At 71.7% G+C, this 24,812-nt stretch carries 16 protein-coding genes; 12 read left to right on the top strand and 4 right to left on the bottom strand.

Features of this window, described 5'->3' with window-relative positions; genetic code table 11:
- Positions 1 to 15: 15 nt before the first annotated feature.
- Complete coding sequence (locus PGH47_RS39935) at positions 16 to 1,698, bottom strand: tetratricopeptide repeat protein (protein ID WP_271667536.1); 1,683 nt, start codon at positions 1,696 to 1,698, stop codon at positions 16 to 18.
- Positions 1,699 to 2,026: 328 nt separating this feature from the next.
- Here PGH47_RS39935 and PGH47_RS39930 point away from each other — a divergent pair, with 328 nt between their 5' ends.
- The 10 genes from PGH47_RS39930 (at position 2,027) to tgmB (ending at position 14,952) form a co-directional block, all read left to right on the top strand.
- Positions 2,027 to 4,543, top strand: coding sequence for a SpoIIE family protein phosphatase (locus PGH47_RS39930; protein WP_271667535.1), 2,517 nt, complete (start codon positions 2,027 to 2,029; stop codon positions 4,541 to 4,543).
- A gap of 279 nt (positions 4,544 to 4,822) precedes the next feature.
- The gene (locus PGH47_RS39925) at positions 4,823 to 7,519 is read left to right on the top strand and encodes a SpoIIE family protein phosphatase (protein ID WP_376053143.1); all 2,697 of its coding nucleotides are present in this window, start codon (positions 4,823 to 4,825) and stop codon (positions 7,517 to 7,519) included.
- A gap of 145 nt (positions 7,520 to 7,664) precedes the next feature.
- Positions 7,665 to 8,483: a chitosanase gene (locus PGH47_RS39920; RefSeq protein WP_271667533.1), complete on the top strand. Its 819-nt coding sequence runs from the start codon at positions 7,665 to 7,667 to the stop codon at positions 8,481 to 8,483.
- Positions 8,484 to 8,693: 210 nt separating this feature from the next.
- Complete coding sequence (locus tag PGH47_RS39915; RefSeq protein ID WP_271667532.1) at positions 8,694 to 10,058, top strand: FAD-dependent oxidoreductase; 1,365 nt, start codon at positions 8,694 to 8,696, stop codon at positions 10,056 to 10,058.
- Positions 10,059 to 10,156: 98 nt separating this feature from the next.
- Positions 10,157 to 11,122, top strand: a complete 966-nt coding sequence (locus PGH47_RS39910) for a DUF1152 domain-containing protein (RefSeq protein WP_271667531.1) — start codon at positions 10,157 to 10,159, stop codon at positions 11,120 to 11,122.
- A gap of 102 nt (positions 11,123 to 11,224) precedes the next feature.
- Positions 11,225 to 11,719, top strand: a complete 495-nt coding sequence (locus PGH47_RS39905; RefSeq protein ID WP_271667530.1) for a lamin tail domain-containing protein — start codon at positions 11,225 to 11,227, stop codon at positions 11,717 to 11,719.
- 218 nt (positions 11,720 to 11,937) lie between these two features.
- Positions 11,938 to 13,101: a hypothetical protein gene (locus PGH47_RS39900; RefSeq protein WP_271667529.1), complete on the top strand. Its 1,164-nt coding sequence runs from the start codon at positions 11,938 to 11,940 to the stop codon at positions 13,099 to 13,101.
- 254 nt (positions 13,102 to 13,355) lie between these two features.
- The gene (locus PGH47_RS39895; RefSeq protein WP_271667528.1) at positions 13,356 to 13,652 is read left to right on the top strand and encodes a DUF1232 domain-containing protein; all 297 of its coding nucleotides are present in this window, start codon (positions 13,356 to 13,358) and stop codon (positions 13,650 to 13,652) included.
- Positions 13,653 to 13,769: 117 nt separating this feature from the next.
- Positions 13,770 to 13,961 carry a putative ATP-grasp-modified RiPP gene (tgmA, locus tag PGH47_RS39890; protein WP_030967846.1) on the top strand — a complete coding sequence of 64 codons (192 nt, stop codon included), beginning with the start codon at positions 13,770 to 13,772 and terminating at the stop codon, positions 13,959 to 13,961.
- Between the two features lie 16 nt (positions 13,962 to 13,977).
- Entirely contained in the window at positions 13,978 to 14,952 is a 975-nt protein-coding gene (gene tgmB / locus PGH47_RS39885) for an ATP-grasp ribosomal peptide maturase (RefSeq protein WP_271667527.1), read from the top strand.
- 6 nt (positions 14,953 to 14,958) lie between these two features.
- Here the strand turns inward: tgmB and PGH47_RS39880 are convergent, their stop codons facing one another.
- Together PGH47_RS39880 and PGH47_RS39875 are read right to left on the bottom strand one after the other, a co-directional pair.
- Complete coding sequence (locus PGH47_RS39880; protein ID WP_030967844.1) at positions 14,959 to 15,174, bottom strand: hypothetical protein; 216 nt, start codon at positions 15,172 to 15,174, stop codon at positions 14,959 to 14,961.
- Between the two features lie 169 nt (positions 15,175 to 15,343).
- Positions 15,344 to 15,805: a DUF2269 family protein gene (locus PGH47_RS39875; protein WP_269641353.1), complete on the bottom strand. Its 462-nt coding sequence runs from the start codon at positions 15,803 to 15,805 to the stop codon at positions 15,344 to 15,346.
- A gap of 224 nt (positions 15,806 to 16,029) precedes the next feature.
- Here PGH47_RS39875 and PGH47_RS39870 point away from each other — a divergent pair, with 224 nt between their 5' ends.
- Positions 16,030 to 17,028, top strand: coding sequence for a GlxA family transcriptional regulator (locus tag PGH47_RS39870; protein ID WP_271667526.1), 999 nt, complete (start codon positions 16,030 to 16,032; stop codon positions 17,026 to 17,028).
- 73 nt (positions 17,029 to 17,101) lie between these two features.
- Positions 17,102 to 17,452: a hypothetical protein gene (locus PGH47_RS39865; protein WP_030958996.1), complete on the top strand. Its 351-nt coding sequence runs from the start codon at positions 17,102 to 17,104 to the stop codon at positions 17,450 to 17,452.
- 68 nt (positions 17,453 to 17,520) lie between these two features.
- On the opposite strand, the gene PGH47_RS39860 is transcribed toward PGH47_RS39865, so the two are convergent.
- Complete coding sequence (locus PGH47_RS39860) at positions 17,521 to 24,804, bottom strand: MupA/Atu3671 family FMN-dependent luciferase-like monooxygenase (protein ID WP_443048631.1); 7,284 nt, start codon at positions 24,802 to 24,804, stop codon at positions 17,521 to 17,523.
- Positions 24,805 to 24,812 lie beyond the last annotated feature (8 nt).

The following is a 24,812-nucleotide window of genomic DNA, read 5'->3' as shown; positions in this document are numbered from 1 at the left end:
CCCTCGCGCCCTCGCTCACTCCGCGCAGCAGCCGTCCTCCGCGGCCTCTGCGGCGGTCGTGTCGAGCCGGCAGAAGCAGGACGCCTCGATGGGTACGTCCGCCAGCGCGGCGGCGAGACGCAGCTGCTGGGCCATCATCTGCGCCTCCCCGGTCCGGCCCAGACGCAGCAGGCACTCGTGCAGGCCGTGCAGGGCCCAGACGTTGCCGGGGTGCTGGAGGGGGCGCGGGAGGGTGCCGTCCAGTCCGAGGTCGGCCCGGTAGACCGCCTCGGCCTCCTCGACGCGGCCCTGTTCGAGCAGAAGGGCGCCGTAGGCGTGCCGGGTGGGCTGCATCCAGCCCCACGGTTCGTCGTAGGGGAGGTTGTCGTCCAGCTCGATGGAGCGCTCCAGCGCGGCGAAGGCGGCGTCGTGGTGGCCCTTGCGGTACTCCAGCTCGCCGTCGAGCATCGCCGAGGCGATGGCGAGGATGTCGTGGCAGGTGTTGTTGAAGAGCATGCGGGTCTCGGGGACCCGGGCGACCGCCGCCCGGAAGAGGTCGCGTTCCGCCTCCGCCTCCGGGACGCGGTGGGTGGCGGAGAGGGCGACGCCGCGGGCGTAGTGGACCATCGCGGTCGTGGTGCAGTAGAGCTCCGGGTCGGCGGGCAGCGGCAGGGCCAGGATGTCGTCCCAGCGGCCGAAGCGGATCAGCACGTGGACGCGCATGGCGAGGAAGCCCTCGAGCCAGTCGGCCATGGGCGGGCTCGGCACCCGCAGCAGGTCCTCGGGGATGGACGCCTCCAGTTGCGCGGCGGTCTGGAGGGCGACCTCGGACCGGCCGAGGAACATCGCGCCGTAGATCTTGAAGTGGTAGTTGTGCGAGCGGTACAGGGTGTAGAAGTTCATCGCCCCGGCCCGCGCGTGGTACTTCTCGTCGACCGTGATCGCGGCGGTGTTGTCGGAGACCACCCTGCGGTAGTCGCCGCACAGCACCTCCAGGTGCGAGGGCATGTGGTTGAGGTGCCCGGCGTCGGGCACCAGTCCGCGCAGCCGGTCGGCGACCGTCAGCGCCGCCTCCGGGGTCGGGGACATCTCCATCAGGTGGATGTACATGTGGACCACGCCCGGGTGATCGCGCCCGGCGGCGGTGGCGAGAGCCCGGTCGAGCACCGCCTTGGCCTCCAGGGTGCGGGCCCCCTCGGCCGGTTCACCGGCCCGCAGGTCCCACAGCTGCCAGGGCGTGAGGTTCATCAGGGCGTCCGCGTACAGGGTGGCGATGTCGAGGTCGTCGGGGGCGAGCTCGTAGACCGCGCGCATGCTCTCGGCGTAGGGGGCGTTCCAGACCGAGCAGTCCTCCACCGCCTTGGCCTGCGGATAGCGGGCGCGCAGCGCGGCGATCAGGGCCTGCTCGACGGGCGTGGCGTCGGCCGCCTTGTCATGGGCCAGCTCGACGGCGGCGTGGGTGCGGTCGACGGTGCGCGCGAGGTCCTGGTCGTCGAAGAACTCCCAGGGTTTGTTGTAGTTCGGCCCGAGCGCGTAGGCGATGCCCCAGTGGGCCATGGCGCAGTCGGGGTCGGCCGCGGCGGCGGCCTCGAAGCAGGCGACCGCCTCCTCGTGGTGGAAGGCGTACGTCCAGACCAGCCCGCGGTCGAACCAGAGCTGGGCCTGAGGGGAGGACGTGGTGACGGAGCGGGTGTGCGTGCCGAGGTCGTAGTACTCCATGCGTCTGCTCTCCTGCCTCTACCGAGCCCGCCGAGCCCGTTCCCGAGTCTTCCGGACAGCCTCGGGTCTCGCACGGACAACGGGAGGGTCCGTCGCACGGTTTCGGCCGCCGCCTCGGCGACGGGAGCTCGTGGCGGGAAGTCGACGCCCCCGCGGCCGCGGTCCGGCGCCCGTTTCCGGTCCTGGGCGCTGGATCCGGTGGCGTCCGCGCTCGTCCGTCCCGGGCGTCGAGTGCGACGGATTCTGTCGCCCCAGGTGCGAGCTGGGGCTCTCGTGGCGCATTCTTGCTGTGTCGCGCGCGTGACGGCGTACGGACGAGGTAGGGCCGATGACTGGGAGCGCCGAGGGCGCAGAGCGGACGCCCGGCGAGCTTGCGGCGCTGCTGATCGATGCCTCGGCGGAGGCGATCAGCGCGGCCGGCGGGCACGCGGGAGGGGTCTACCTGCGCTCCGGCACGCCCGGACTGCTCAGGCTGGCGGTGCTGGAGGGACTGCCGGGCCCGCTGTTCCGGCCGTGGTGGCGGCTGCACGTCGACCGGCCGTTCCCCGTCGCGGACGCCTACCGCCTCGGCGTCGAGGTGGTGCTGCCGAACGCGACGGAGACGATGCGCCGCTATCCGCAGTTCGCCGCGGGACTGCCGTTCCAGTTCGGATCGCTGTACGTCCCCGTCACCGGTGGATCGTCGGTCTTCGGCGTGCTGACCGTGCTGCGGCCCGCGGCGGGCGACGCCACCGAGCTGCTGCCCGTGCGCGAGCGCATGTCCCAGCTGGCGAAGGAGCTTGGCTCGGCGCTGCGGACCCTGGAGGACGGGGACGCCGCGGCGGTGACCTGGGACGGCGGCCCGCTGTGCGTGCGGCCGCCGGCCAGACGGCGGCCCTCCGGCTATCTCGGCCGGTTCGCCTGGGATCCGGAGACGAACGTCGTGACGGCCGAGGAGCGGCTGAACGTCGTCCTGGGCTCCGCTCCCGGCGAGGCCCACGCCACCGTGGAGGAGTTCGCGGAGGCCGTGGCACCGGGTGACACGGACCGGATCCTGGCCGCGCTGCGGGAGGCGGCGGGCGGCCGGCCACCGGCCCTGCCGCTGTACGTCCGTGCGGCCAACGACGCGCTGCGGCTGGTGGAGGTCTGGGGGCCGTACGAGGACTCGGGGCCCTTGGGGGCGGCGCCCGTGCGCGGAGTCGTCCTCGACCCGGGGGCGAGCGCGGTGGCGGACGTGGCGGCCGATCAGCTGCCGGACGGGGTGTTCTGCCTGGACCGGCTGGGCTCGGTCGTCTACGCCAATCCGCACGCGGCGAAGCTGCTGCGCCAGCCACGCGGGGAGCTGCTGGGCCGGACCCTGTGGGAGAGCGTGCCGTGGCTGAACCTGCCGTCCGTCGAGGACCATCTGCGGGTCGCGCTGCTGTCCCCGGACCCGGTGCACTTCCACGTCCGCAGACCGCCCGACCCCGAGCGCGAGACCGCCGCCCGCACCTTCAGCGAGGAGCTGCTCGCACTGTCGGTGTACCCCGGACCCGACCTGCTGACCTGCACGATCCGCCCCGGACACGGCGCGACGGACAGCACCTCCGACCTCCTGGGCGCGCAAGAGCCCGCCGGGGCCACTTCACTCGCTCCGCTGTACCGCCCGATCGTCCTCGCGATCGCGCTGACGGAGGCCGTCACGCCCCGTCAGGTGTCCGCCGTGGTGATGCGGGAGCTGCTGCCGGTGTTCGGCGGCCGCCGGCTCGCCATCTATCTGCTCCAGGAGCGCCATCTCTATCTCGCCTGGGAGACGGGCTTCCCCAAGGGGTTCCTCGCCCCGTTCGACGGCGTCGCGCTGGACAAGGGGCTGCCGGGCGTGGAGACCCTGACCACCGGGCGCCCGCTGTTCTTCGACTCGATGCAGCAGCTCGCCGACGCCTACCCCGGCATCGCGCTGGACGCGACGGAAGGCGCCCGCGCGTTCCTGCCGCTGATCGCCTCCGGCCGTCCCGTCGGCTCCTGCATCCTCGGCTTCGACCGGCCGCGCAGCTTCAGCAGCGAGGAACGCTCGGTGCTCACCGCCATGGCCGGCCTGATCGCGCACGCCCTGGAGAAGGCGCAGCGCTACGAGAGCGAGGCCGCGCTGGCCCGCGGGCTCCAGCAGGCGCTGCTCCCGAGGCGGCTGTCGGAGCACCCGCTGCTGGAGACCGCCGGCCGCTATCTGCCGGGCACCCAGGGCATGGAGGTGGGCGGCGACTGGTACGACGTCGTGTCCGCCGGGGACGGGATCGCGCTGGTCATCGGCGATGTGCAGGGGCACGGTGTGCAGGCGGCGGCCACCATGGGCCAGCTGCGCAGCGCCGTGCGTGCCTTCGCCCTCGGCGACCGGCCGCCGGACGAGGTCATGAGCGGCACCAACCGCCTGCTCATCGATCTGGACGCCGGACTGTTCGCGAGTTGCTGCTACATCCGGCTGGACCCGTCGACCGGCGTCGCGCAGGCGGCCGTCGCCGGGCACCCGCGCCCGCTGCTGCGCCGCCCCGACGGCCGCACCCAGCTCCTGGACCTGCCGGGCGGGGTCGTGCTCGGTGTGGACCCGCAGGCCCAGTACCCGGTGGCGGAGCTGCGGATGGACCCCGGTGCCGTGCTTGCGCTGTACACGGACGGGATGGTCGAGCGGCCCGGCGTCGACATCGACGACGGCATCAGCGCGCTGCGGGTCGCCCTGGCCAGGGCCGGCGGCCCCGGTGCCCGCCCGGGCGGCCGCACCCTGGCGAGCCTGGCCGACCGGCTCACCGCGACGGCCCGGCACATGACGGACCGCCCCGACGACATCGCGCTGCTGCTCGCCACCCGGCGCGCCACGCCACTGCGCCGGAAGTGAGGGACGGGCCTCCGGATTCCGGTTGCCGTGAACCACGTACTGCTGTGACGGGGGCGGGAGTTGCCCGGTTTCGGTGGATCATCACGGTGATCGCGGGGCGGAAGCGCAAACAGCACCTGTCACGGTCCGTGACCTCTCTCGCCTCTGAAGGCCATGCAGTGTAGACATGGGCACATGGTCCGACTATCGGGTCGATCCGGGGCCCGGTCGGCACGTCGTCCCAGCGGTCCGCGCACCCGGGGTGCGCCGGACCGCGGCACGGTGGTGCCCGAGCGGGGAATGCCGTTCGACCCCGGCGCCCAGGAGCAGCGCAAGGGCCTGTTCGGGCGACTGCGGTCCGGCGTCGGCGGACGCAGTGTCGCCGGACAGGTGTTCCTGCTCCAGGTCGTGATCGTGCTGCTGCTGGTCGTCGCCGCGGTCGTGGCCCTGGTGCTCCAGGTGCGGTACGACAGCACGCAGGAGGCCCGCAACCGCTCCGTCGCGGTGGCCCAGGCGTTCGCGAACGCGCCGGGCACCCGGGAGGCGCTGAGCAGCCCCGACCCCACGGCCGTGCTCCAGCCGAAGGCCGAGGCGGCCCGCAAGGCCACCGGCGTGGACTTCATCGTCGTCATGAACACCGACGGCATCCGCTACACCCACCCCAAGCCGGACCGGATCGGCAAGCACTTCGTCGGGAACCTGCAGCCCGCGCTGGAGGGCAAGGTGGTGACCGAGCAGATCACCGGCACCATCGGTCCGCTGGTGCAGGCAGTGGTCCCGATCAAGGATCCCGACGGGAAGGTCGTCGGCCTGGTCTCGGCGGGGATCACGACGGACACCGTGGGCGGTACGGCGGACCGGCAGCTGCCGCTCGTCCTGATCGCCGCCGCGGCCGCGCTGGCCCTGTCCACGGCCGGCACGGCCCTCGTCAGCAGGCGGCTGCTGCGGCAGACGCACGGCCTCGGGCCTGACGAGATGACCCGGATGTACGAGCACCACGACGCGGTTCTGCATGCCGTGCGCGAGGGCGTGGTCATCGTCGGCGACGAGGGCCGGCTGCTCCTGGCCAACGACGAGGCGCACCGCCTGCTCGACCTGCCCGAGGACGCCGAGGGACGCAAGGTGCTCGACCTCGGGCTGGCCGCCGACACGGCCGAGCTGCTGGACTCCGGCCGGATGGCCACGGACGAGGTGCATCTGGTCAAGGACCGGCTCCTCGCGGTCAACCAGCGCCCCACCCATCTCAGGGGCCGCCCCTCGGGCAGCGTCGCCACGGTGCGCGACTCGACGGAGCTGCGGGCCCTGTCCGGCCGCGCCGAGGAGGCCCGCGAGCGCCTGAACATGCTGTACGACGCCGGCGTGGGCATCGGCACCAGCCTTGACGTCACCCGCACCGCCGAGGAACTGGCGGAGCTGGCGGTGCCCCGGTTCGCGGACTTCGCCAGCGTCGACCTGTTCGACGCGGTGCTGGGCGGCGGGCAGCCGGAGGCGGTGACCCGGTTGCGCCGCACCGCGTGCAGCGGGATACGCAAGGACGCGCCGCTGTACCCGGTGGGCCAGCAGATCCGGTTCGTCGACTCCTCGCCGCAGGCCCGGGCCCTGAGCGGCGGGCACGCCGTCATCGAGCCGCTGCTGCACGAGGCGCCGGGCTGGCGTGCCCAGGACCTGGAGCGCTCGGCGCAGGTGGTGGAGTTCGGCATCCACTCGCTGATCGCGGTGCCGCTGCGGGCGGGGTCGCTGCTGCTCGGCGTGGTGAGCTTCTGGCGGTCGCAGAAGGGCGAGCCGTTCGACACCGACGAGGTGGCGCTCGCCGAGGAGCTGGTGGCGCGGGCGGCGGTGTCCATCGACAACGCCCGCCGGTACACGCGCGAGCACAGCATGGCGGTCACGCTCCAGCGCAGCCTGCTGCCGCGGAGCCTGCCCGAGCAGAACGCCCTGGACATCGCCTACCGGTATCTGCCGGCGCAGGCCGGAGTGGGCGGCGACTGGTTCGACGTACTGCCGCTGTCCGGCGCCCGGGTGGCGCTGGTGGTCGGGGACGTCGTGGGCCACGGGCTGCACGCGGCGGCCACCATGGGGCGGCTGCGCACCGCCGTGCACAACTTCTCCGCCCTGGACCTGCCGCCCGACGAGCTGCTCGGGCTCCTGGACGAGCTGGTCGCGCGGATCGACCAGGACGAGGCCCAGGAGGGCGACACCGCCGCGGTGACCGGCGCGACCTGTCTGTACGCGGTCTACGACCCGGTGTCCCGGCGGTGCACGATCGCTCGCGCCGGCCACCCGCCGCCGGCCCTGGTCCGGCCGGACGGCACCGTGGAGTTCCCGGACGTACCCGCCGGTCCCCCGCTGGGCCTGGGCGGGCTGCCGTTCGAGATGGCCGAGTTGGAGCTCGCGGAGGACAGCCGGCTCGTGCTGTACACCGACGGGCTGGTGGAGGACCGGGACCACGACATCGACGAGGGCCTTGAGCAGCTGCGCGTCGCGCTGACGGGGACCGGCCGGACGCCGGAGGAGACCTGCCAGGCCGTCCTGGAGGCCCGCCTCGCGGGGCGCCAGAGCGACGACATCGCGCTGATCGTGGCGCGCACGCGTGCGCTCGGATCCGACATGGTCGCCGAGTGGGACGTGCCGCCGGACCCGGCGGCCGTGGGCCAGGTCCGCTCCGCCGTGACGGAGACGCTGGAGCGCTGGGGGCTCGAGGAGCTGTCGTTCGCCACGGAGCTGATGCTGAGCGAGCTGGTCACCAATGCCATCCGGTACGGCGGTGACCCGATCCGGGTGCGCATGCTGCGCGACCGGAGTCTGATCTGCGAGGTCTTCGACGCCAGCAGCACCTCGCCGCATCTGCGCTACGCCGCCATGACGGACGAGGGCGGGCGCGGCCTGTTCCTGGTCGCGCAGCTCGCCGAGCGCTGGGGCACGCGTTACCTGCCGGCGGGCAAGGTGATCTGGGCGGAACAGTCGCTGCCGCAGCCGGGGGCACAGCTCCTGCCATGACCGGCGGAACCGCCGCGTCGGCTTGTAGATAGGTACGAACCTTCGACGCGACCGGTGCCTTGCGCGCCCAGCTTCTGATAGGAAACCTTCCTATCAGTGACAGGAACGGCCAACTCCCCACCCCCCACCTCCCATTGGAGCCGCCGTGAAGCACCCCACGCACACGTCGCGCCGCACGCTTCTCACCCTGATAGGCGCGTCGCTCGCGTCAGCCCCGCTCCTCAGCTCCCCCCGTGCCGCCGCGCACAGCGCCGCGGTGGGACTCGACGACCCGGCGAAGAAGGAGATCGCCATGAAGCTGGTGTCGAGCGCGGAGAACTCCTCGCTCGACTGGAAGGCGCAGTACAAGTACATCGAGGACATCGGCGACGGCCGCGGTTACACCGCCGGCATCATCGGCTTCTGCTCCGGCACGGGCGACATGCTCGACCTCGTGGAGCTGTACACCGGCCGCCGCCCCGGCAACGTCCTCGCCTCGTACCTGCCGGCCCTGCGCCGGGTCGACGGCACCGACTCGCACGACGGGCTCGACCCGAACTACCCCCGCGACTGGGGCCGGGCCGCGCAGGACCAGGCGTTCAAGCAGGCGCAGAACGACGAGCGCGACCGGGTGTACTTCAACCCGGCCGTGCAGCAGGGCAGGGCCGACGGACTGCGCGTGCTCGGCCAGTTCGCGTACTACGACGCCATCGTCATGCACGGCGACGGCACGGACCCGACCAGCTTCCGCAACATCCGCAAGCGCGCCCTGAACCGGGCCCGGCCGCCGGCCCAGGGCGGTGACGAGGTCACGTACCTCAACGCCTTCCTGGACGCGCGGGTATGGGCCATGAAGCAGGAGGAGGCCCACAGCGACACCAGCCGGGTCGACACTGCCCAGCGGGTCTTCCTGCGGGCGGGCAACCTCGACCTGAACACACCGCTGAACTGGAAGGTGTACGGAGACAGCTTCCACATCGACTGACCGGGACCCGGGTTGCCGTACGACCCCCGTCCGTACGGCAACCCACCCGCCCCGCCGTGACCTAGGGGCGCAGCCCGATGCCGTCCACGACGGCTCTGGTCATAGAATTGATTTATGAGCTCATAGGTCGGACCCGCGTACCGACTTAGGCTTGCCTTAGTTTAGGCTTCCCGTCGAGTCGATCTATCGCCGCTCGAAGGGAACCTGATCATGCCCCGCCCCCTGCGGGTAGCCATCGTCGGAGCCGGCCCCGCCGGGATCTACGCCGCCGACGCGTTGCTCAAGTCCGAGGTGGCCGCCGAGCCCGGCGTTTCCATCGACCTGTTCGAGCGCATGCCCGCGCCCTTCGGACTGATCCGTTACGGTGTCGCCCCCGACCACCCCCGCATCAAGGGCATCATCACGGCCCTCCACCAGGTGCTCGACAAGCCGCAGATCCGACTCTTCGGCAACGTCGACTACCCGGGAGACCTGAGCCTTGACGACCTGCGCGCGTTCTACGACGCCGTGATCTTCTCGACCGGCGCGACGGCCGACCGCGCACTGCCGATCCCTGGCATCGACCTCGACGGCTCGTACGGCGCGGCGGACTTCGTCTCCTGGTACGACGGCCACCCGGACGTACCGCGCACCTGGCCGCTGGAGGCGGAGAAGGTCGCCGTGCTCGGCGTCGGCAACGTCGCGCTGGACGTGGCCCGCATCCTGGCCAAGACGGCGGACGAGCTGCTCCCGACGGAGATCCCGCCGAACGTCCACGAGGGCCTGAAGGCCAACAAGGCGCTGGAGATCCACGTCTTCGGCCGCCGCGGCCCGGCGCAGGCGAAGTTCTCCCCGATGGAGCTGCGGGAGCTGGACCACTCCCCCAACATCGAGGTCATCGTCGACCCCGAGGACATCGACTACGACGCGGGCTCGATCGAGACCCGGCGCGGCAACAAGCAGGCCGACATGGTCGCCAAGACCCTTGAGAACTGGGCGATCCGCGACGTCGGCGACCGGCCTCACAAGCTGTTCCTGCACTTCTTCGAGTCGCCCTCCGAGGTCCTCGGCAAGGACGGCAAGGTCGTCGGCCTGCGCACCGAGCGCACCGCCCTCGACGGCACCGGCAACGTCAAGGGCACCGGCGAGTTCAAGGACTGGGACGTCTCCGCGATCTACCGCGCCGTCGGCTACCTCTCCGACAAGCTCCCCAAGCTGCCCTGGGACATCGAGTCGGGCACGGTCCCGGACGAGGGCGGCCGGGTCATACAGGAGTCCGGCGAGCACCTTCAGTCGACGTACGTCACCGGCTGGATCCGGCGCGGCCCGGTGGGCCTCATCGGCCACACCAAGGGCGACGCCAACGAGACGGTGTCGAACCTGCTGGCCGACTTCGCGGACGGCCGTCTGCAGACGCCGTCCGCGCCCGAGCCGGAGGCCGTGGACGCCTTCCTGGCCGAGCGGAACGTGCGGTTCACCACGTGGGAGGGCTGGTACAGGCTCGACGCCGCGGAGAAGGCGCTGGGCGAGCCGCAGGGCCGTGAGCGCGTGAAGCTCGTCGAGCGCGAGGACATGCTCCGCGAGAGCGGCGCATAACCCGCCGACCGGCATCGACCGGGAGGGCCGGAGGTTCCCGCCTCCGGCCCTCCCGGTTTTTCCTCTCCCCGATGATCTCCGCCTGTTAGCGTCCCCCGGTGTTCTCACTCCTGGAGCCTCCTTTCCTGACCCGGCTGCGCGACGCGCGACGGGTGCTCATCGCCGGCGCCGGCGGCGGTTTCGACGTGTACGCCGGCCTGCCCCTGGCCCTCGCCCTTCGCGCGGCCGGCAAGGACGTCCACCTGGCCAACCTGTCCTTCTCCGACCTGTTCGGTCTTGACCTCGACACGTGGGTGGACCACGACGTCGCGGCGATACGCCCGGACACCGCCGCGCGCGGCGACTACTTCCCCGAGCGGACGCTCGCCCGCTGGCTCGCCGGACAGGAACTGCCCGACACCGTGTACGCGTTCCCGCGCACGGGCGTACGGCCGCTCCGGGACGCCTACCGCACACTGCTGGCGCACCTGGGCGGGGTGGACGCCGTCGTACTGGTGGACGGCGGCACCGACATCCTCATGCGCGGCGACGAGAACGGGCTGGGCACGCCGGAGGAGGACATGGCGAGCCTGGCGGCCGTGGCCGGGCTGGACGAGGTCGCCGTACGGCTGGTGGCGTGCCTCGGGTTCGGGGTGGACGCCTATCACGGGGTCAACCACTCGCTGGTGCTGGAGAATCTCGCCGCGCTGGACCGCGAGGGCGGCTATCTCGGCGCTTTCTCGCTGCCGCGCGACAGCCACGAGGGGCGCCTGTACCTCGACGCGGTGGCACACGCCCAGCGGTGCACGCCGGACCACCCGAGCATCGTCCAGGGCTCCGTCGCCGCGGCGGTACGCGGCGACTTCGGCGACGTCCGCTTCACCGAGCGGACGAAGGGCGGCGAACTGTTCGTCAATCCGCTCATGGCCCTGTACTTCTGCGTCGACGCACCCGCCCTGGCCCGGCACAACCTGTATCTCGACCGGCTCGAGAACACCGCGCTGATGCGCCAGATCAGTTCGGTCATCTCGGACTTCCGCGACGAGCTCCCCCGTCAGCGGCCACCGCGGGCGTACCCGCACTGACGCACCCGCGTCCCGCATTTCGGTGAAATCGGCGCAGCACCTGTAGCGCATGGTTAAAATCCTGATCTTCACAGAAGTTCCACACAGGGGGGATGTTTCTCCATGCGCATACGCATGTTCGTCACGACCGCGCTCGCCACCGGCACCCTCGCCGCACTCGCCGCCGCACCCGCACAGGCCACCGAGTACTCGTCCGCGCTGAAGGTCCGCGGCATCCAGTACGACGCGCCCGGCAGCGACTCCAACAGCTGCCGCACCGGCAACACCGACGAGGAATATCTGACGATCAAGAACTACTCGTCGGGCACGACGGTCAACCTCAAGGGCTACGTCGTGAAGGACAAGGCCGGCAACAAGTTCGCGTTCACGGCGAACCACTACCTCCAGCCCGGCGACTACGTGAAGCTGCGCGGCGGCAACGGCACCGACTCCGACACGAAGAACGTCGTCTACCGCGACAACTGCAACTTCATGTGGAACAACGACAAGGACACGATCTACCTCTACAAGCCCTCGGGTGCCGGGGCGGACTCGCACGCCTACACCAAGTCCCAGAACGACCGGGACGGCAACGGCTACATCACGTACCACAACTGAGCGCACGTGGGGGATGAGCGGGGCCCGCCCCAATGCGGATGGTGGGCGGGTCCCGCTCAACGAGTCATTGTCATGACAGGACGGAGCGCGGGCCACGGGTGAACGGCCCTCGGCGGGTGCGGATCACGCACACCCCGTGTGCGGACCCCGGCAAGTGGGCAGTCATCTGCGGCGACGATACTTGTAAGAAGCACGCGCCCCCGCCCATAGATGGACCCATGCCCAGTTCCTCCAGCACCCGCCCCACGACTCCTCCCACTGTGTGGTCGGCCCGCGGCCGCCATACGGGTCCCGCAGCGCAGGACGCGGTCCGCACCGCACTGCGGCGGCTCAAGGACAACCGCTCCATCGACGACTTCCTGGAAGTGCCCGAGGACGAGGCCGCCCAGGACTCGATCTTCGAGGCCCGATGGCGGGTCGCCGGATCCGTGACCGTACGGGCCCGGCTGACCGTCCGGCGGGACTCGGGCAACGGCCAGGAGTGGGTGCTGGTCGCCGAGGCCGAGGCTCCGTGGGATCCCCGTTGGCCCTCTCCGGCCGCGATGTTCTGGCCGCAGGAACCCGACGCTGCCTGGGACCACGACCCGGTCACCGGCCTGCGGCTCCGCGAGATCAACCCCCTCGACCCGGACGACAAGGCCGTACGGCGCATACTGCGGGACGCCGCCCGGGACGACTGGAGCATCCATGTCGTCGTCCACGAGGCCATGACCACCGACCAGCGCGGACAGGTACCGCTCGCCGGGATGCTGCCGCCGAGCCTGCGGCACCGGGTCGTCGAGCACCGTGCCGCGCCCAGTCAGCTGCGCGTCGTGAACTGGGCCCTGCGGGACCTGGGCTTGCAGGTGCCGCGCGGCGGCGCCGTGGTGCTGCCCGGCACTCCGGCGCCGGACGACTACGACGCCGACGGCTTCGCCGTGCGCAGCGTCTTCCTCGACGGCTCGGAGCCGGCCGAACTCATCCATGCCGTGACGCGCTTCGCCGCGCTGCCGCGGCCCCTGCCCGAGGGTGCCCAGGAGGCCCTCACCGCCCTGCGCGACGACTGGCGGCTGCTGACCCTCGAGGAGGAGCTCACACGCGAGCGCAAGCTCGTGGCGATGTACGCGGAGGCCCTGGACGCGATGACGAAGTCCCGCGACCTGTACCGCGAGGCCGCCGAGCAGGCGCACGCGGCGCTGGCCGCGTTCCGGGAGTCCGCCGACGCAGCGCCCGAGCGGCAGCCGCAGCCGGCCGCCGTCGCGGCACCGTCACCCCTCCAACAACTGACCCGCACCTTCGAACGCCTCAAGAGCTCGACCCGGCCCCGCAAGGCCACTCCTGACCCGGGCGTCGAGCAGGAGCCCGAGACGGTCGTGGCCCAGCGGGAGACGTCGGACCGGTAACGGCTGCGCTGCGCCCTGCCCCGGCGGCGTAGTGCCCGTGCGGTCGATTCGTGGGGGTCGGCTACTGCGTCGGGCGGGTGGTATTCGGTGCGCGGGTGGGGCGGGGGAGGCAGGTGACCGCCTCGTTTGTGCGTCTTCCGTCCTGACGGGTGATGCGATGCGGCCGGGTGACCGTCGTCATGCAATGTGCGCGACCGGAGCGGGCATCCGATTAGCAGTGCGTGTGACGTGCGGCACCGGCAGGAGGAGGGTCAGTGGAGTCGACCACCGCGGTGATCGTCGCCGCCGTGGCCCTCGCGGCCGTCGTGCTCACCGTGGCCGTCGGGGTGCTGGTGCGGCTCGTACGGACGCGGCGTCTGCTGCGGCGCTCAGGGCTGCCGACCGGGCCGCGGTGGGTGTTCTGGGGTGCCGTCCTCTACTTCGTGCTGCCGGCCGATCTGGTGCCCGATCCGGTGTATCTGGACGACATCGGCGTGCTCTTGCTGGCACTGCGTACCCTGCGCCGTTCTCCCGAAGCGGGACCGCCGGACGCCGTTGATTACAGAAAGTAAGGAAACCAATCACTCGTTCGATTCGTTTAAGTAAGTGGAAACCAAAAGGCGTCGGTGACCGAGGGCCGCCGCCGGGTGACCAGGCTCGATCGGAGCAGCACCTGTGAGGGAGAGACGATGCAACCGTTCGCGCTCAACTATGCACGGCCGGCCGCGGAGTTGGAGGTCACCACTCCGTACGTCTACGACTCCGGTATGCAGTTGAACGTGCTCCGTGACGGCCGCATAGCCGCCCGTGATCACGCCTTGATGCGGGAGTTGGGCACCACGACGTCCACAGCGGGCTCCAAGACTCACTTCGACGACTGAACACAGGCCGGCCGAGATGACCGTCTTGATTCTGACGAGCGAAGAAGATGTGACGGCGGACATGGTGGTGGTGCATCTGAACGCGTCGGGCGTTCCGGTGTTCCGGCTCGATCCCGCCGACCTGACCGACGGGGTGTCCCTGTCGGGCGAGTTCGTGCACGGCGCGTTCCGCGGCCATCTCTGGGCCGCGGGGCGCCTGGTGAGCATCGCCGGGCTGCGCTCGGTCTGGCTGCGCAGGCCGGGAGCCGCGGCGCAGCGGGCGGCCAGCCCCTCGACCTGGTTGACGGAGGAGGCAGGGCAGGCGCTGTACGGCATGCTGCGCGGCAGTGAGGCCCGCTGGATGAACCATCCGGACGCGGCCCGCCGGGCCCGTCACAAACCCTGGCAACTCCGGCTGGCCCAGCGGTGCGGGCTGCCCGTCCCGGCGACCCTGATAACGACGTTCCCGCAGGCCGCCCGCGAGTTCGCCGCCCGCTACCCGGACCTCGTGGTCAAGCCGGTGTCGGGCGCGCATCCGCAGGACCCGCCCCGCGCGGTGCCGACCAGCAGAGTCGCCCCGGACACGGACTTCTCCGCCGTCGCGTTCGGACCGACCCTGCTGCAACGGCGCGTGGCCAAGCGGGCCGACATCCGTCTCACCGTGATAGGCGACCGGTTGCTGGCCGCGCGTAAGGCGACCGGTACCGAGGCCGAGGTGGACGTCCGTTTCGCGGCGTCGGACGTGCCGTGGGAGGCCGTCGATGTCGCGCCGCGCGTCGCCGAGGCGGTCCTCGCCTATATGGAGGGTGCCGAACTGTCCTACGGCGCCTTCGACTTCGTCGAGGACGCCGACGGGGTGTGGTGGTTCCTGGAGTGCAATCAGTCGGGCCAGTTCGGTTTCGTCGAGGTCGACACCGGCCAGCCGATCGCCCGCACCATCGCCGAGTGGCTGGCCCAGCCGGTGGCGGGGCCGGAGTCGCACGTCAACGGCGCGAGCGCGAGGGTCGTCTGATCCGGTTCAGCCGGCGTGCGGACCGGGCGGCAGAGCGCTGCGCTGCCAGGTCGGGGCCGGGGGCGTCTGACGTACGGGAGCGGGCGCGTGGCCGAGGGGCGGCCCCGGCTGCATCACGAACTGCAGGTCCCGGCTGACGCGTTCGGCCTCCCTGCGCACCTGGGTGGGGATGTCGCCGCGTTCCGCGATCAGCCGGTCGTAAATGGGGGAATCCTGAAACACCCGTCAACGCGCCTTTCATGTCGTGGCCCTTGTGTGCATATGGGCACGGCTGTCGAGTCTAGGCGCCGACGCACACTGAAGTGCGAATTCTGCCAGAGCGCTTCGCGGGTGACGAACGGGTGCTATGGCGGCCCCCGACGCGTGGTCCGGGGCCGCCGACCTGCCCGGTTCAGGCGCCGGTCGTCGACCCGGGCCGGACGATCATGAGGATGGTGACGGTCGCCCACAGGAGGTTGAAGATGCCGGTGACCATGGCCAGTTGGACGGTGGCCGAGCGGTCGACGGGCTTCTCGGCGTCCAGTTGCTCCAGTACCTCCTCCTGGCGGGGCAGGACGAACGCGATCAGCAGGCCGGCGGCCGCGGCGGTCAGGGCGATGGACGTGATGAGCCATCCGCTGCCGAGGACGCCCATAGCGAGGGCGGTGGCGAGGCCGAGGACGGGGACCGACAGCCCGATGGTCGCGTAGACGCGGCAGATGCGGTGCAGGAGGCGGACGGTGCCCACCGCCACGGCGCCGTCCGTCGCCGGGACGCGGCGTGCGGCCGGCGGGAACATGCTGGCAGCGACGGTGACGGGGCCGACGGCGACGATGGCGGCAAGGACGTGAAGGATGAGCAGGATCTTGGTCATCGGGTGCTGTCGGTCTCCGTGTCGGCGTGGCATCAGGACCGCGGGCCCGGCTTGCGCGGGACGGCGGCCCCGCCCACGTTAGGGATCTTCCGGTGTTTGGCACAGGGGCTGAAATGACAGGAACCAACGGGTTCTCGCCACCACCGGTGTCCAGCCCATTGCTGCACATCACCGCCTCGACCTGGGCTTCTGGTAATGGCGGGATTCTGTCTAAGGTGGCAGTCATGCACACCGTGGCGATCCTGGTTCTCGACAACGTGGTGCCGTTCGACATGGCGACGCCCTTCCAGATGTTCGGCTGGACCCGGCTGCCGGACGGCCGCCGCCCCTACCGGGTCCGGCTGTGCGCCGAGTCGCCCGAGGTGCGCACCGAGGGCTTCGCGCTGCGTATCGACCGAGGGCTCGACGGGCTGGCGGACGCGGACACGATCATCGTGCCGGGCTGCGACGAGACCGGGCCGCCCTCCGCCGACGTGGTGGCGGCCCTGCGCCAGGCCGCCGAGTCCGGCACGCGGATCGCGTCCGTGTGCGTGGGCGCCTTCGTCCTGGCCGAGGCCGGGCTGCTGGACGGACTGCGCGCCACCACCCATTGGATGGCGGCAGGCGAGCTGGCGCAGCGTTTCCCCGACGTACAGGTGGAGCCGGACGTCCTGTACGTCGACAACGGGCAGATCCTCACCTCCGCCGGGGCCGCCGCGGGGTTGGACATGTGCCTGCACATGATCCGGCGGGACCTCGGTTCGGCGGTGGCCGCGCACACCGCTCGCATGTCCGTCGTACCCCTCGAACGTGAGGGCGGGCAGGCGCAGTTCATCGTGCACGAGCACCCGCCCGTGCCGCGCGGCTCGGCGCTCGAACCGATGCTGGAGTGGATCGAGGACAATCTCGCCGGGGAGATCACCCTCGGGGCGATGGCCGAGCGCTCGGGGATGAGCGAGCGCACCTTCAGCCGCCGGTTCCGCGAGCAGACGGGCACCACTCCGTTGCAGTGGCTGCTGCGGGCGCGGGTGCGACGGGCGCAGTATCTGCTGGAGAACAGCGACCATCCGGTCGAGCGAATCGCCCGCCAGGCGGGGTTCGGTTCGCCGACGGCGTTCCGTGAACGCTTCCGCCGGGTGGTGGGCACGACGCCGCACTCCTACCGGTCCGCGTTCCAGGGGAAGGCCGCGGCGATCGCCCCGTCGAATCCGGCGGACCACGCCCGTTCCGTCACGGTGGGATAATTCACCCGAATCCACGAGGGCTGTGAGCAGTTGGACAGGGCGATTCAATCCGCCCCAAGGACGGTGTACGCCCATGAACTGCTCCAGCCGCCTGCTGTGTCTCCTCTACGTCGCCACGAGCGGGGGGCTCGCCTGGACCTCGATCCTGGAAGTGAGGTACGGCCCGATGTGGGCCGCGTGTCTGTTCGCGGCCGCCAGTCTCGTGCCCGTCATCGCCGTCGTACGGGAGACGGTGATCGGTGAACAGCGACGGATCCTGCTCGATCTGATCGCGCGGGCCTCGCGCGGCGGCGGGGATGCCGCGGAGGCGATCGTCCGGGCGGAGCTCGACTCGGCGTGCTGCGAGCGCTGGTGGACCAGCCTCGGCACCGAGCACGAGATGACGTGCCGGCACTGGATGCCGCACAGCAGCAGCGCGGCGTGAGCGTCCGCGACGCCGTCCCGTGCGGCGCGCCGGTATCGGCGCCCGAGGGACGGCGTCGCGGACGGACGTCAGCTCCGCAGTGCCCGCTCGACCTCCTCGCGGAGCAGGACGACGTAGTCGCGGGCCCAGCCCTCGATCGTGGCGTGGTCCCACAGGTCGGACGAGTACTCGACGAAGCCCCGCAGTTCGGCCCCGGCCGGGACGAGCCCGAAGGTGAGCTCGGTCCGGGCAGCGGCGGGCGCCAGGTCCTCGATGGCCGTGGTCAGTCCGGTCAGTTCGACCTCCGCCTCCAGTGAACTCTGGTACGCGAAGCCGACGTCCAGCTTGTCCGGTACGTCGACGCCGTGCCGCTCCCTCATCGCCGGGGCGATCCGGCGCACCGGCATCGCACGGTCCATGCACTCCACCCCGGTCCGGGCGACCTGGTCCGTCAGGGCGGCGAAGGAGTCGGCGGCGCCGTCGCGCACCGGCAGGGCGAAGCCGGTGATGGTGCAGGCCAGCATGGACTCGAACTCGCGTCGCTCCCGGTTGGCGTAGGACACGTTGAACACGACGTCGGACTGATGGGCCTTGCGCGCGAGCATCCGGCCGAGGGCCGCCGCCGTGACCACGAAGGGCGTCGTCCCGCGCTCTCTCGCCAGCCGGTCGATGCCGGAGCGCACCTCGGCGGGGACGGTGAACACGACGGCGCCGCCGCGTCCGCTCGCCCTCTCCGGACGGGGCCGGTCCAGTGGCAGGTCGACGACGAACGGGACGCCGTCGAGTTCGCGCAGCCAGAAGTCCAGCTTCGGCCCTTCGTCGGTGGCGTCGGCCTGCTTCCGCTGCCACCGGGCGTAGTCCACGGGCTGGCACCCCACGGGCGGGAGGCCATCGGGTTCACCCTTCGCGGCGGCCCCGTACAGCGCGGCCAGCTCCTTCAGCAGGAGGCTGACGGACCAGCCGTCGCAGGCGGAGTGGTGCAGGACGAGGAGCAGAACCCAGGTGCTCCCGCCGGTCCGCAGGACACGCGCCGAGATCGGGGTGCCGTCGGTGGGATCCAGTGGTGTCTCGGCGGCCTCGGCACTGGCCCGCTCCACGACGGCCTGCCGTTCCTCCGTCCGCCTCGCGGTGAGGTCCTCGACCGGCAGCTCGACCGGGCCGGCCCGCAGTACCTGCTGCTCCCAGCCGTCCCCGCTGCGGGCCAGTCGGGTCCGCAGTCCCTCGTGCCGCTCGACCAGCCGGGTCAGGGCCCTCCTCAGTGCCGGCACGTCCAACTCGCCGGACAGGGTGATGCGCAGGGCGACGTTGAAGACCTGGGGCAGGAGGTGGTCCGCGTGGACGGTGGCGAAGCGGGACTGCTGCGCGGTCGCCGGTGCACGCCGTTCCACAGTGCCGCCCTCCGATGTCCGGCTCGGCGCGCCCTGGCTCTCCTCCCCCGCTCCGCCCGCCAGTCGGGCCGTCATGGCTCGCGGTGTCGGGTCCTGGTAGAAGCTCAGCATCGGGTACTCAGTGCCGAACTCCTCGCGGACCCGGTTGACCAACCGCATCGCGGTGATCGAGTGGCCGCCCAGGTCGAAGAACGAGACGTCGTCCGCGATGCCGTCGGCGTCGATCCCGAACTCGTCCGCCCACAGCTCCCGTACCCGCTGCTCGACGCCGGTTGCGCGGACCACGGCCGGTCCCGAGTCGCCGGTCCTGCGTCCGGGTGCCGTGGAGACCAGGTCGGGGGCCGGCAGCGCGGCCCGGTCAAGCTTGCCGTTGCCCGAGACGGGCAGGGCGGGCAGGACACGCCAGGCGCGCGGCACGAGGTACTCGGGCAGCCGGGCCGCCAACTCCGCGGTGAGCAGGTCGGCCTGGGCCTGGCGGTCGTCGGCCGTCGTGCCGATCGGCTCGGCCGGGACGGCATAGGCCGCGAGGTACGCCTCGCCCCGGTCGTTGCGCCGGGCCAGCACGGCCGCCTCACGCACGCCGTCGAGGGCGTTGAGCACACGTGAGACCTCCTCCGGCTCGACCCGGAAGCCCCGGACCTTGACCTGGTCGTCGGCCCGGCCGCAGAACTCCAGTTTCCCCTCCCGGGTCCAGCGCACCAGATCGCCGGTGCGGTACCGGCGGGCGTCCGGGCCCGGGTCCGGGTCCGGCAGGAACCGCTCCGCGCCGAGTTCCGGGCGGTGCAGATAGCCGAGGGCCACGCCCGGTCCGCCGACGTACAACTCGCCCACCGTGCCCACCGGGACGGGTTCTCCCGACTCGTCCAGCACGCTCAGCCGTACGTTGTCGACGGGGCGGCCGAGGGGGATCGGTGCCGTGGAGTCGTGCGGGGCGACGGTCTCCATGGTGCACAGGACGGTGATCTCGGTGGGCCCGTACACGTTCACCGTCTCGTACGGTGCTTCAGGGCGCGGCCGGGTGCGCAGTACGTCACCGCCCAGCAGCAGATGACGCAGCGGCGGCTGGTCGCACGGGGGCAGCCGCAGCACCTGTTCGCCGAGGGCGGTGGGCAGGATGGAGAAGGTGACGCCCTGCCGGCCGTACCAGCGGGCGAGGGCCAGTGGGTCCCTGCGGAGCTCCTCGTCGGCGATCGTGACCGACGCTCCCGCGGTCAGCGCGGGCCAGATCTCCAGGAGCGAGGCGTCGAAGCTCTGGCTGCACACGACAGCGCTCCGGTCGGCCGGGGAGAAGGCGAAGCGTGCACGCTGCCACTCGCACAGGTCGACGACGGCCCGATGGGGCACCACGACACCCTTGGGTGTGCCGGTGCTGCCGGAGGTATAGAGCACGCAGCAGGCTTCGTGGCCCGTACCGACCTCACGTGGTGCAGGAGGCGCGGTCGCGTCGGGCGGTACGACTGTGACGCCCAGGGGTAGTTCGAGGCCGTCGGCCCCATCCCGCGCCGACACCACGACTCGGGCCCCGCACTCGGCGACGATCTGCTCGGCACGCGCCCGCCCGAGGGACGGATCGAGCGGCACATAGGAGCAGCCGGCCTTCAGCACGGCCAGCATGGCGACGACGAGGTCGGCGGAGCGGGGCAGCCACAGGACGACTTCGGCACCGCCCTCGGGGTGCCGCTCCCGCAGGGCGTTCGCCAGCTGCGTCGCCCTGTCATCGAGTTGACGGTAGGTGAGTCGGGTGTCGCCGCTGATCACGGCGATGCTGCCGGGCAGCTCGGCCGCCCGCCGGGCGACCATGTCGTGGACGGTGGTGTCCGGGACCGGCCGGGACGGGCCGCGCTGCCAGGCGAGCGGCACGGGGTCGCCGTCGTCGGCGGGAGGGGCGAGCTCGGACAGCGGCAGCTCGGGTGTCTCCACGGCAGCGGTGAGCAGATCGCGGAAGGTGGCGAAGAAGCCGTCGACGGTCCGCTGGTCGAACAGGTCGGTGTTGTACTCCAGATGGCAGCGAATGCCCTGCGGCTGGTCGGTGAAGTACACGGTCAGGTCCGTCAGGGACTTGTCCGGCCCGGCGTCCAGAGGGGTGGCCTCGATGCCGGGCAGTTCAAAGCGGAACGGCTCGGCACGCTGGAACTCGGCGAACGCCTGGAACACCGGCGTCCGGTCCACCGCCCTGGGCGGCGCGAGTTCGCGGACCACCCTCTCGAAGGGCACCCGGGCGTGGTCGTACGCGTCGAGCGCCACCGTGCGCACGCGGTCGAGCAGTGTGCCGAACGCGGGGTCTCCGGACAGGTCCAGGCGCAGCGCGAGGGTGTTCACGAAGAAACCGAGCAGATCCTCGGCCCGCTCCGGCCGGTCCGAGATCGGGGTGCCGACGACGAGGTCCGTCTGCCCGGTGACGCGGTGCAGCATCGCCGCGTACCCGGCGAGCAGGGTCATGAACAGAGTGCTGCGCCGGGTGCGGCTCAACTCGCGAAGCCGTCGGGAGAGTTCGGGGTCGAGGGTGTGGAAGACGGCACGGCCGTTGGACGTCATCGTCGCCGGGCGCGGCCGGTCGGCGGGCAGCGCGAGGACGGGCAGCTCTCCGCCGAGGGTGCGTCGCCAGTGGGCCAGGTCCTCGTCCGCCTCGGGGCTGTGCACGGAGGCGGCCAGTTCCCTGGCGTGGTCGGCGTACGTCCAGGTCAGGGCGGGGAGGTCGGCGGTCGATCCGTCGCGCTCGGCTCGGTAGAGGGCCGAGAGATCGCGGGCGAGGACGGTGGCGGAGGCGGCGTCGACCACGATGTGGTGCAGGGACAGCACGAGGACGTGCTCCGAGTCGGCGAGCCTGATGAGCCGGGTGACGAACAGCGGGCCGTCGGCCAGGTCGAAACGGCGTGCGCTCTCGGCGGCCAGGGCGTCCTGGAGCACGGTTCCCGAGCCGCCGGTGCCGTCCAGGACCTCGAAGTCGGGGTCGGCGGACGGCCGCACGACCTGGCGCGGTTCGCCGCCGATCTCCCGGAAGACGGTGCGCAGGCACTCGTGGCGGGCGACGAGTCCGCTCAGCGCGGCGCGCAGGGCGGGTACGTCGAGGGGGCCGTCGAGGCGGATCGCCTTGATCTCGTTGTACGCGGTACGGCCCGGGAGCAGGCGCTCCAGGAACCAGATCCGTTCCTGTCCGGGCGACAAGGGAGCGTCGGCGGGGGCGGTTCCGGCGGGGAGGGCGTTCGCGGGGGCGGTCTCGGCGGGGACGGCGTTCGCGGGGGCGACCTCGGCGGAGACGGCGTTCGCCGGTGCCGGGACGGTCTCGGCCCGTCGGCTGTCGTGGCGGCGGCGCAGGGCGTCCAGCCGCGGCAGGCCCTCGCGCAGCGCGTCCTGCGCGACACCGAAGTCGACGAGGGCGACGATCTCGTCGGCGCCCGCCGAGGTGACCGCGTCCACCACCGGCCGGACGCTGTCCACGGTGCCGATCAGGGCACGCTGGTCGCAGTAGCGGCCGTAGGCGCGGCGGAACACCGCGTCCAGGTCGTCCTCGCTCAGCTCGGCCAGGTCGATGTTGTGTCCGAGGCTGTTGGTGACGCCGCTGAAGACCGACAGCGAGGCCCGCATGTAGCGGGACAGCGGCTCGAACGCCTCGGTGCGCGCGGTGTCGTGGTCGTCCGCGAGGTAGGTGTGCAGCAGAACAGCCACGCGCCCGGCGTCCGGGTCCAGGCCGTGCCGGGACCGGGTGGCGCGGTACAGGGCGATGTTCTCCCGCAGCTGCTCCACGCTCTGGGTCATCAGGTTGGTGACGATGCCGAGATCGTGCCGGGCGGCGAGTTCGTACGAGGCGGGGTTGCCGACCACGGCCGTGTACATGGGCGGGGCGTCCTGCACCGGTCGCGGGAAGAGCCGTACCTCGGCCTCGCCGTCCCCGCTGGTGCGGCGCAGTGCGTCGCCGCGCCAGAACTTCCGTACCTCTTGGAGCTGTTCGTACATCAGCTCCTTGTGGCGGCCGAAGCGGTCGGGGAAGAAGACGAAGTCGTTGGCGCTCCAGCCGCTGGCGACGCCGATGCCGACGCGCCCACCGGAGAGGTTGTCGACCATCGACCACTCCTCGGCGACCCGGATGGGGTCGTGGAGCGGCAGGACGACGGAGCCCGCGTTGAGCCGGATGCGTTCGGTCTCGCGGGACAGCGCGGCGGCCAGTACGGCCGGGTTGGGGAAGAGTCCGCCGAAGGAGTGGAAGTGGCGCTCCGGCATCCACAGCGCGTGAAACCCATGCCGGTCGGCGAACCGGGCCACGTCCATGAGGAGTTCGTACTGGCCGTGCCGGGGCGTGGCCGTGTCCTGCGGGTAGTCGCCGAAGAAGTAGACGCTGAAGTCAGGCGTGCGCGGGGCTTGCTCGGCCGCGGTGACGGCCGCCGCGTTCCAGGCCATGGAGGCCACCGGAGCGGGTGTCGATGCGGGAGCCGCCGGTGCGGGAACCGGTCTCGGTGGCGCTGTTTCCGGTGGCGCTGTCTTCGGTGCCACGAGACGTCCGCCCGGGAAGAAGCCCGCCGAGCGCAGCTCGCGCAGCGAATCGCGTACGGCGTCCGCCACGAACTCGATGTCGCCGTCCGAGTGGGCGGTGGACAGGAAGAAGTTGCGCCACTCCCAGACGTGCACGCCGCGCAGCATCAGGTGGTGGTAGAGGAGTTCCAGGTCGGCCCGGTGCTCGAAACGGAACTGGGAGCCGAAGTGCGTCATGCGCAGCGGGTACTCCTCGGCCTCGAAGAAGCCGTTGAGCGTCGCTGCGAGTTCGGCGGTGCGGGCCGTGAGCCGCTGCTGGAGGCCGGGGCTGTGCTCCTTGAGGTGGGTGAGCACGGCGCGCGCGGCGACCATCGAGACCGGGTGCTGGATGTACGTACCGCCGAAGAAGGTGGTGTCGGCGGGCGGGTAGCTGTCGTCGCCGTACGACCAGTGGCCGCCGTCGACGCCGTCCATGATGTCGGCGCGGCCGGCGATGGCCCCGATGGGGAAGCCGCCGCCGAGGAGCTTGCCGTAGGTGGCGAGGTCCGGGGTGACGCCGTACAGCTCCTGTGCGCCGCGCAGGGCGGGGCGGAAGCCGGTCAGCATCTCGTCGAAGAGCAGGACGATGCCGTGGCGGCTTGTCAACTCCCGCAGCTTGCGGACGAACTCCACGGGCTGGAGCGCGGGATGTCTGCTCTGCACCGGCTCCACGACGACCGCGGCGATCTCGCCGGCGTGCCGTTCGATGGCCTCCAGCGCGCTGTCGCTGCCGTAGTCGAGGACCAACAGGTCGGCGACGGCGGACTGCGGGATGCCCCGGGATACGGGCACGGTGACCGGGTCGGTGCCGGTCCCGGCCGCGGAGGCCCGGCCGAGGACGTTGTCGGCGTGACCGTGGTACGCGCCCAGGAAGGTGACGATCTTGTCCCGGCCGGTCGCAGCGCGGGCCAGGCGAATGGCGGCCGAGTTCGCTTCCGTACCGGAGTTGGCGAAGGCTACCCGCTCCAGGCCGGTGAGTTCGGCGAGGAGTTCGGCGGCCTCGCCGGTCTCGACGTTGCGCGGGCCGAGCTGGATGCCGCGGGACAGGTGCTCGCGCACGGCCTCAGTCACGAACTCCGGCTCATGGCCGAAGAGGAGGACGCCGAAGCCCATGGTGATGTCGACGTACTCGTTGCCGTCGACGTCCTCCAGCCGTGCCCCGCTCGCCCGGCGGCCCGCGATGGGATACAGCATCTCCTTGGTGCCGCTGCGGAAGCCGACCACCGCGCGGCTGTCGGCCAGAACCCGCCGGTAGCGCTGGGCGATCCCCTTGGAGGTCGGGGTCCTCGCGGTGTAGCGGCGCACGAGGTCGGCCAGGTGCTCCTGCTGGGTCTGCGGGGAGGCGTCCCGCACCATGCCAGAGGCTCTCTCGACCGTGACCCGGGGGCCGTGCACGCGCGGCGGCTCCGGGGCCGGCTGCTCCGGCGCCGGAGCGTCACCGCCCATCTGCTCGGCGATGCGCTGCGAGAGTTCGGTCATCGCCGCGA

The organism is Streptomyces sp. HUAS 31 (assembly GCF_028198125.1).
GTDB classification, from domain to species: domain Bacteria; phylum Actinomycetota; class Actinomycetes; order Streptomycetales; family Streptomycetaceae; genus Streptomyces; species Streptomyces chartreusis.
This window is presented reverse-complemented; position numbering and strand designations above follow the sequence as displayed.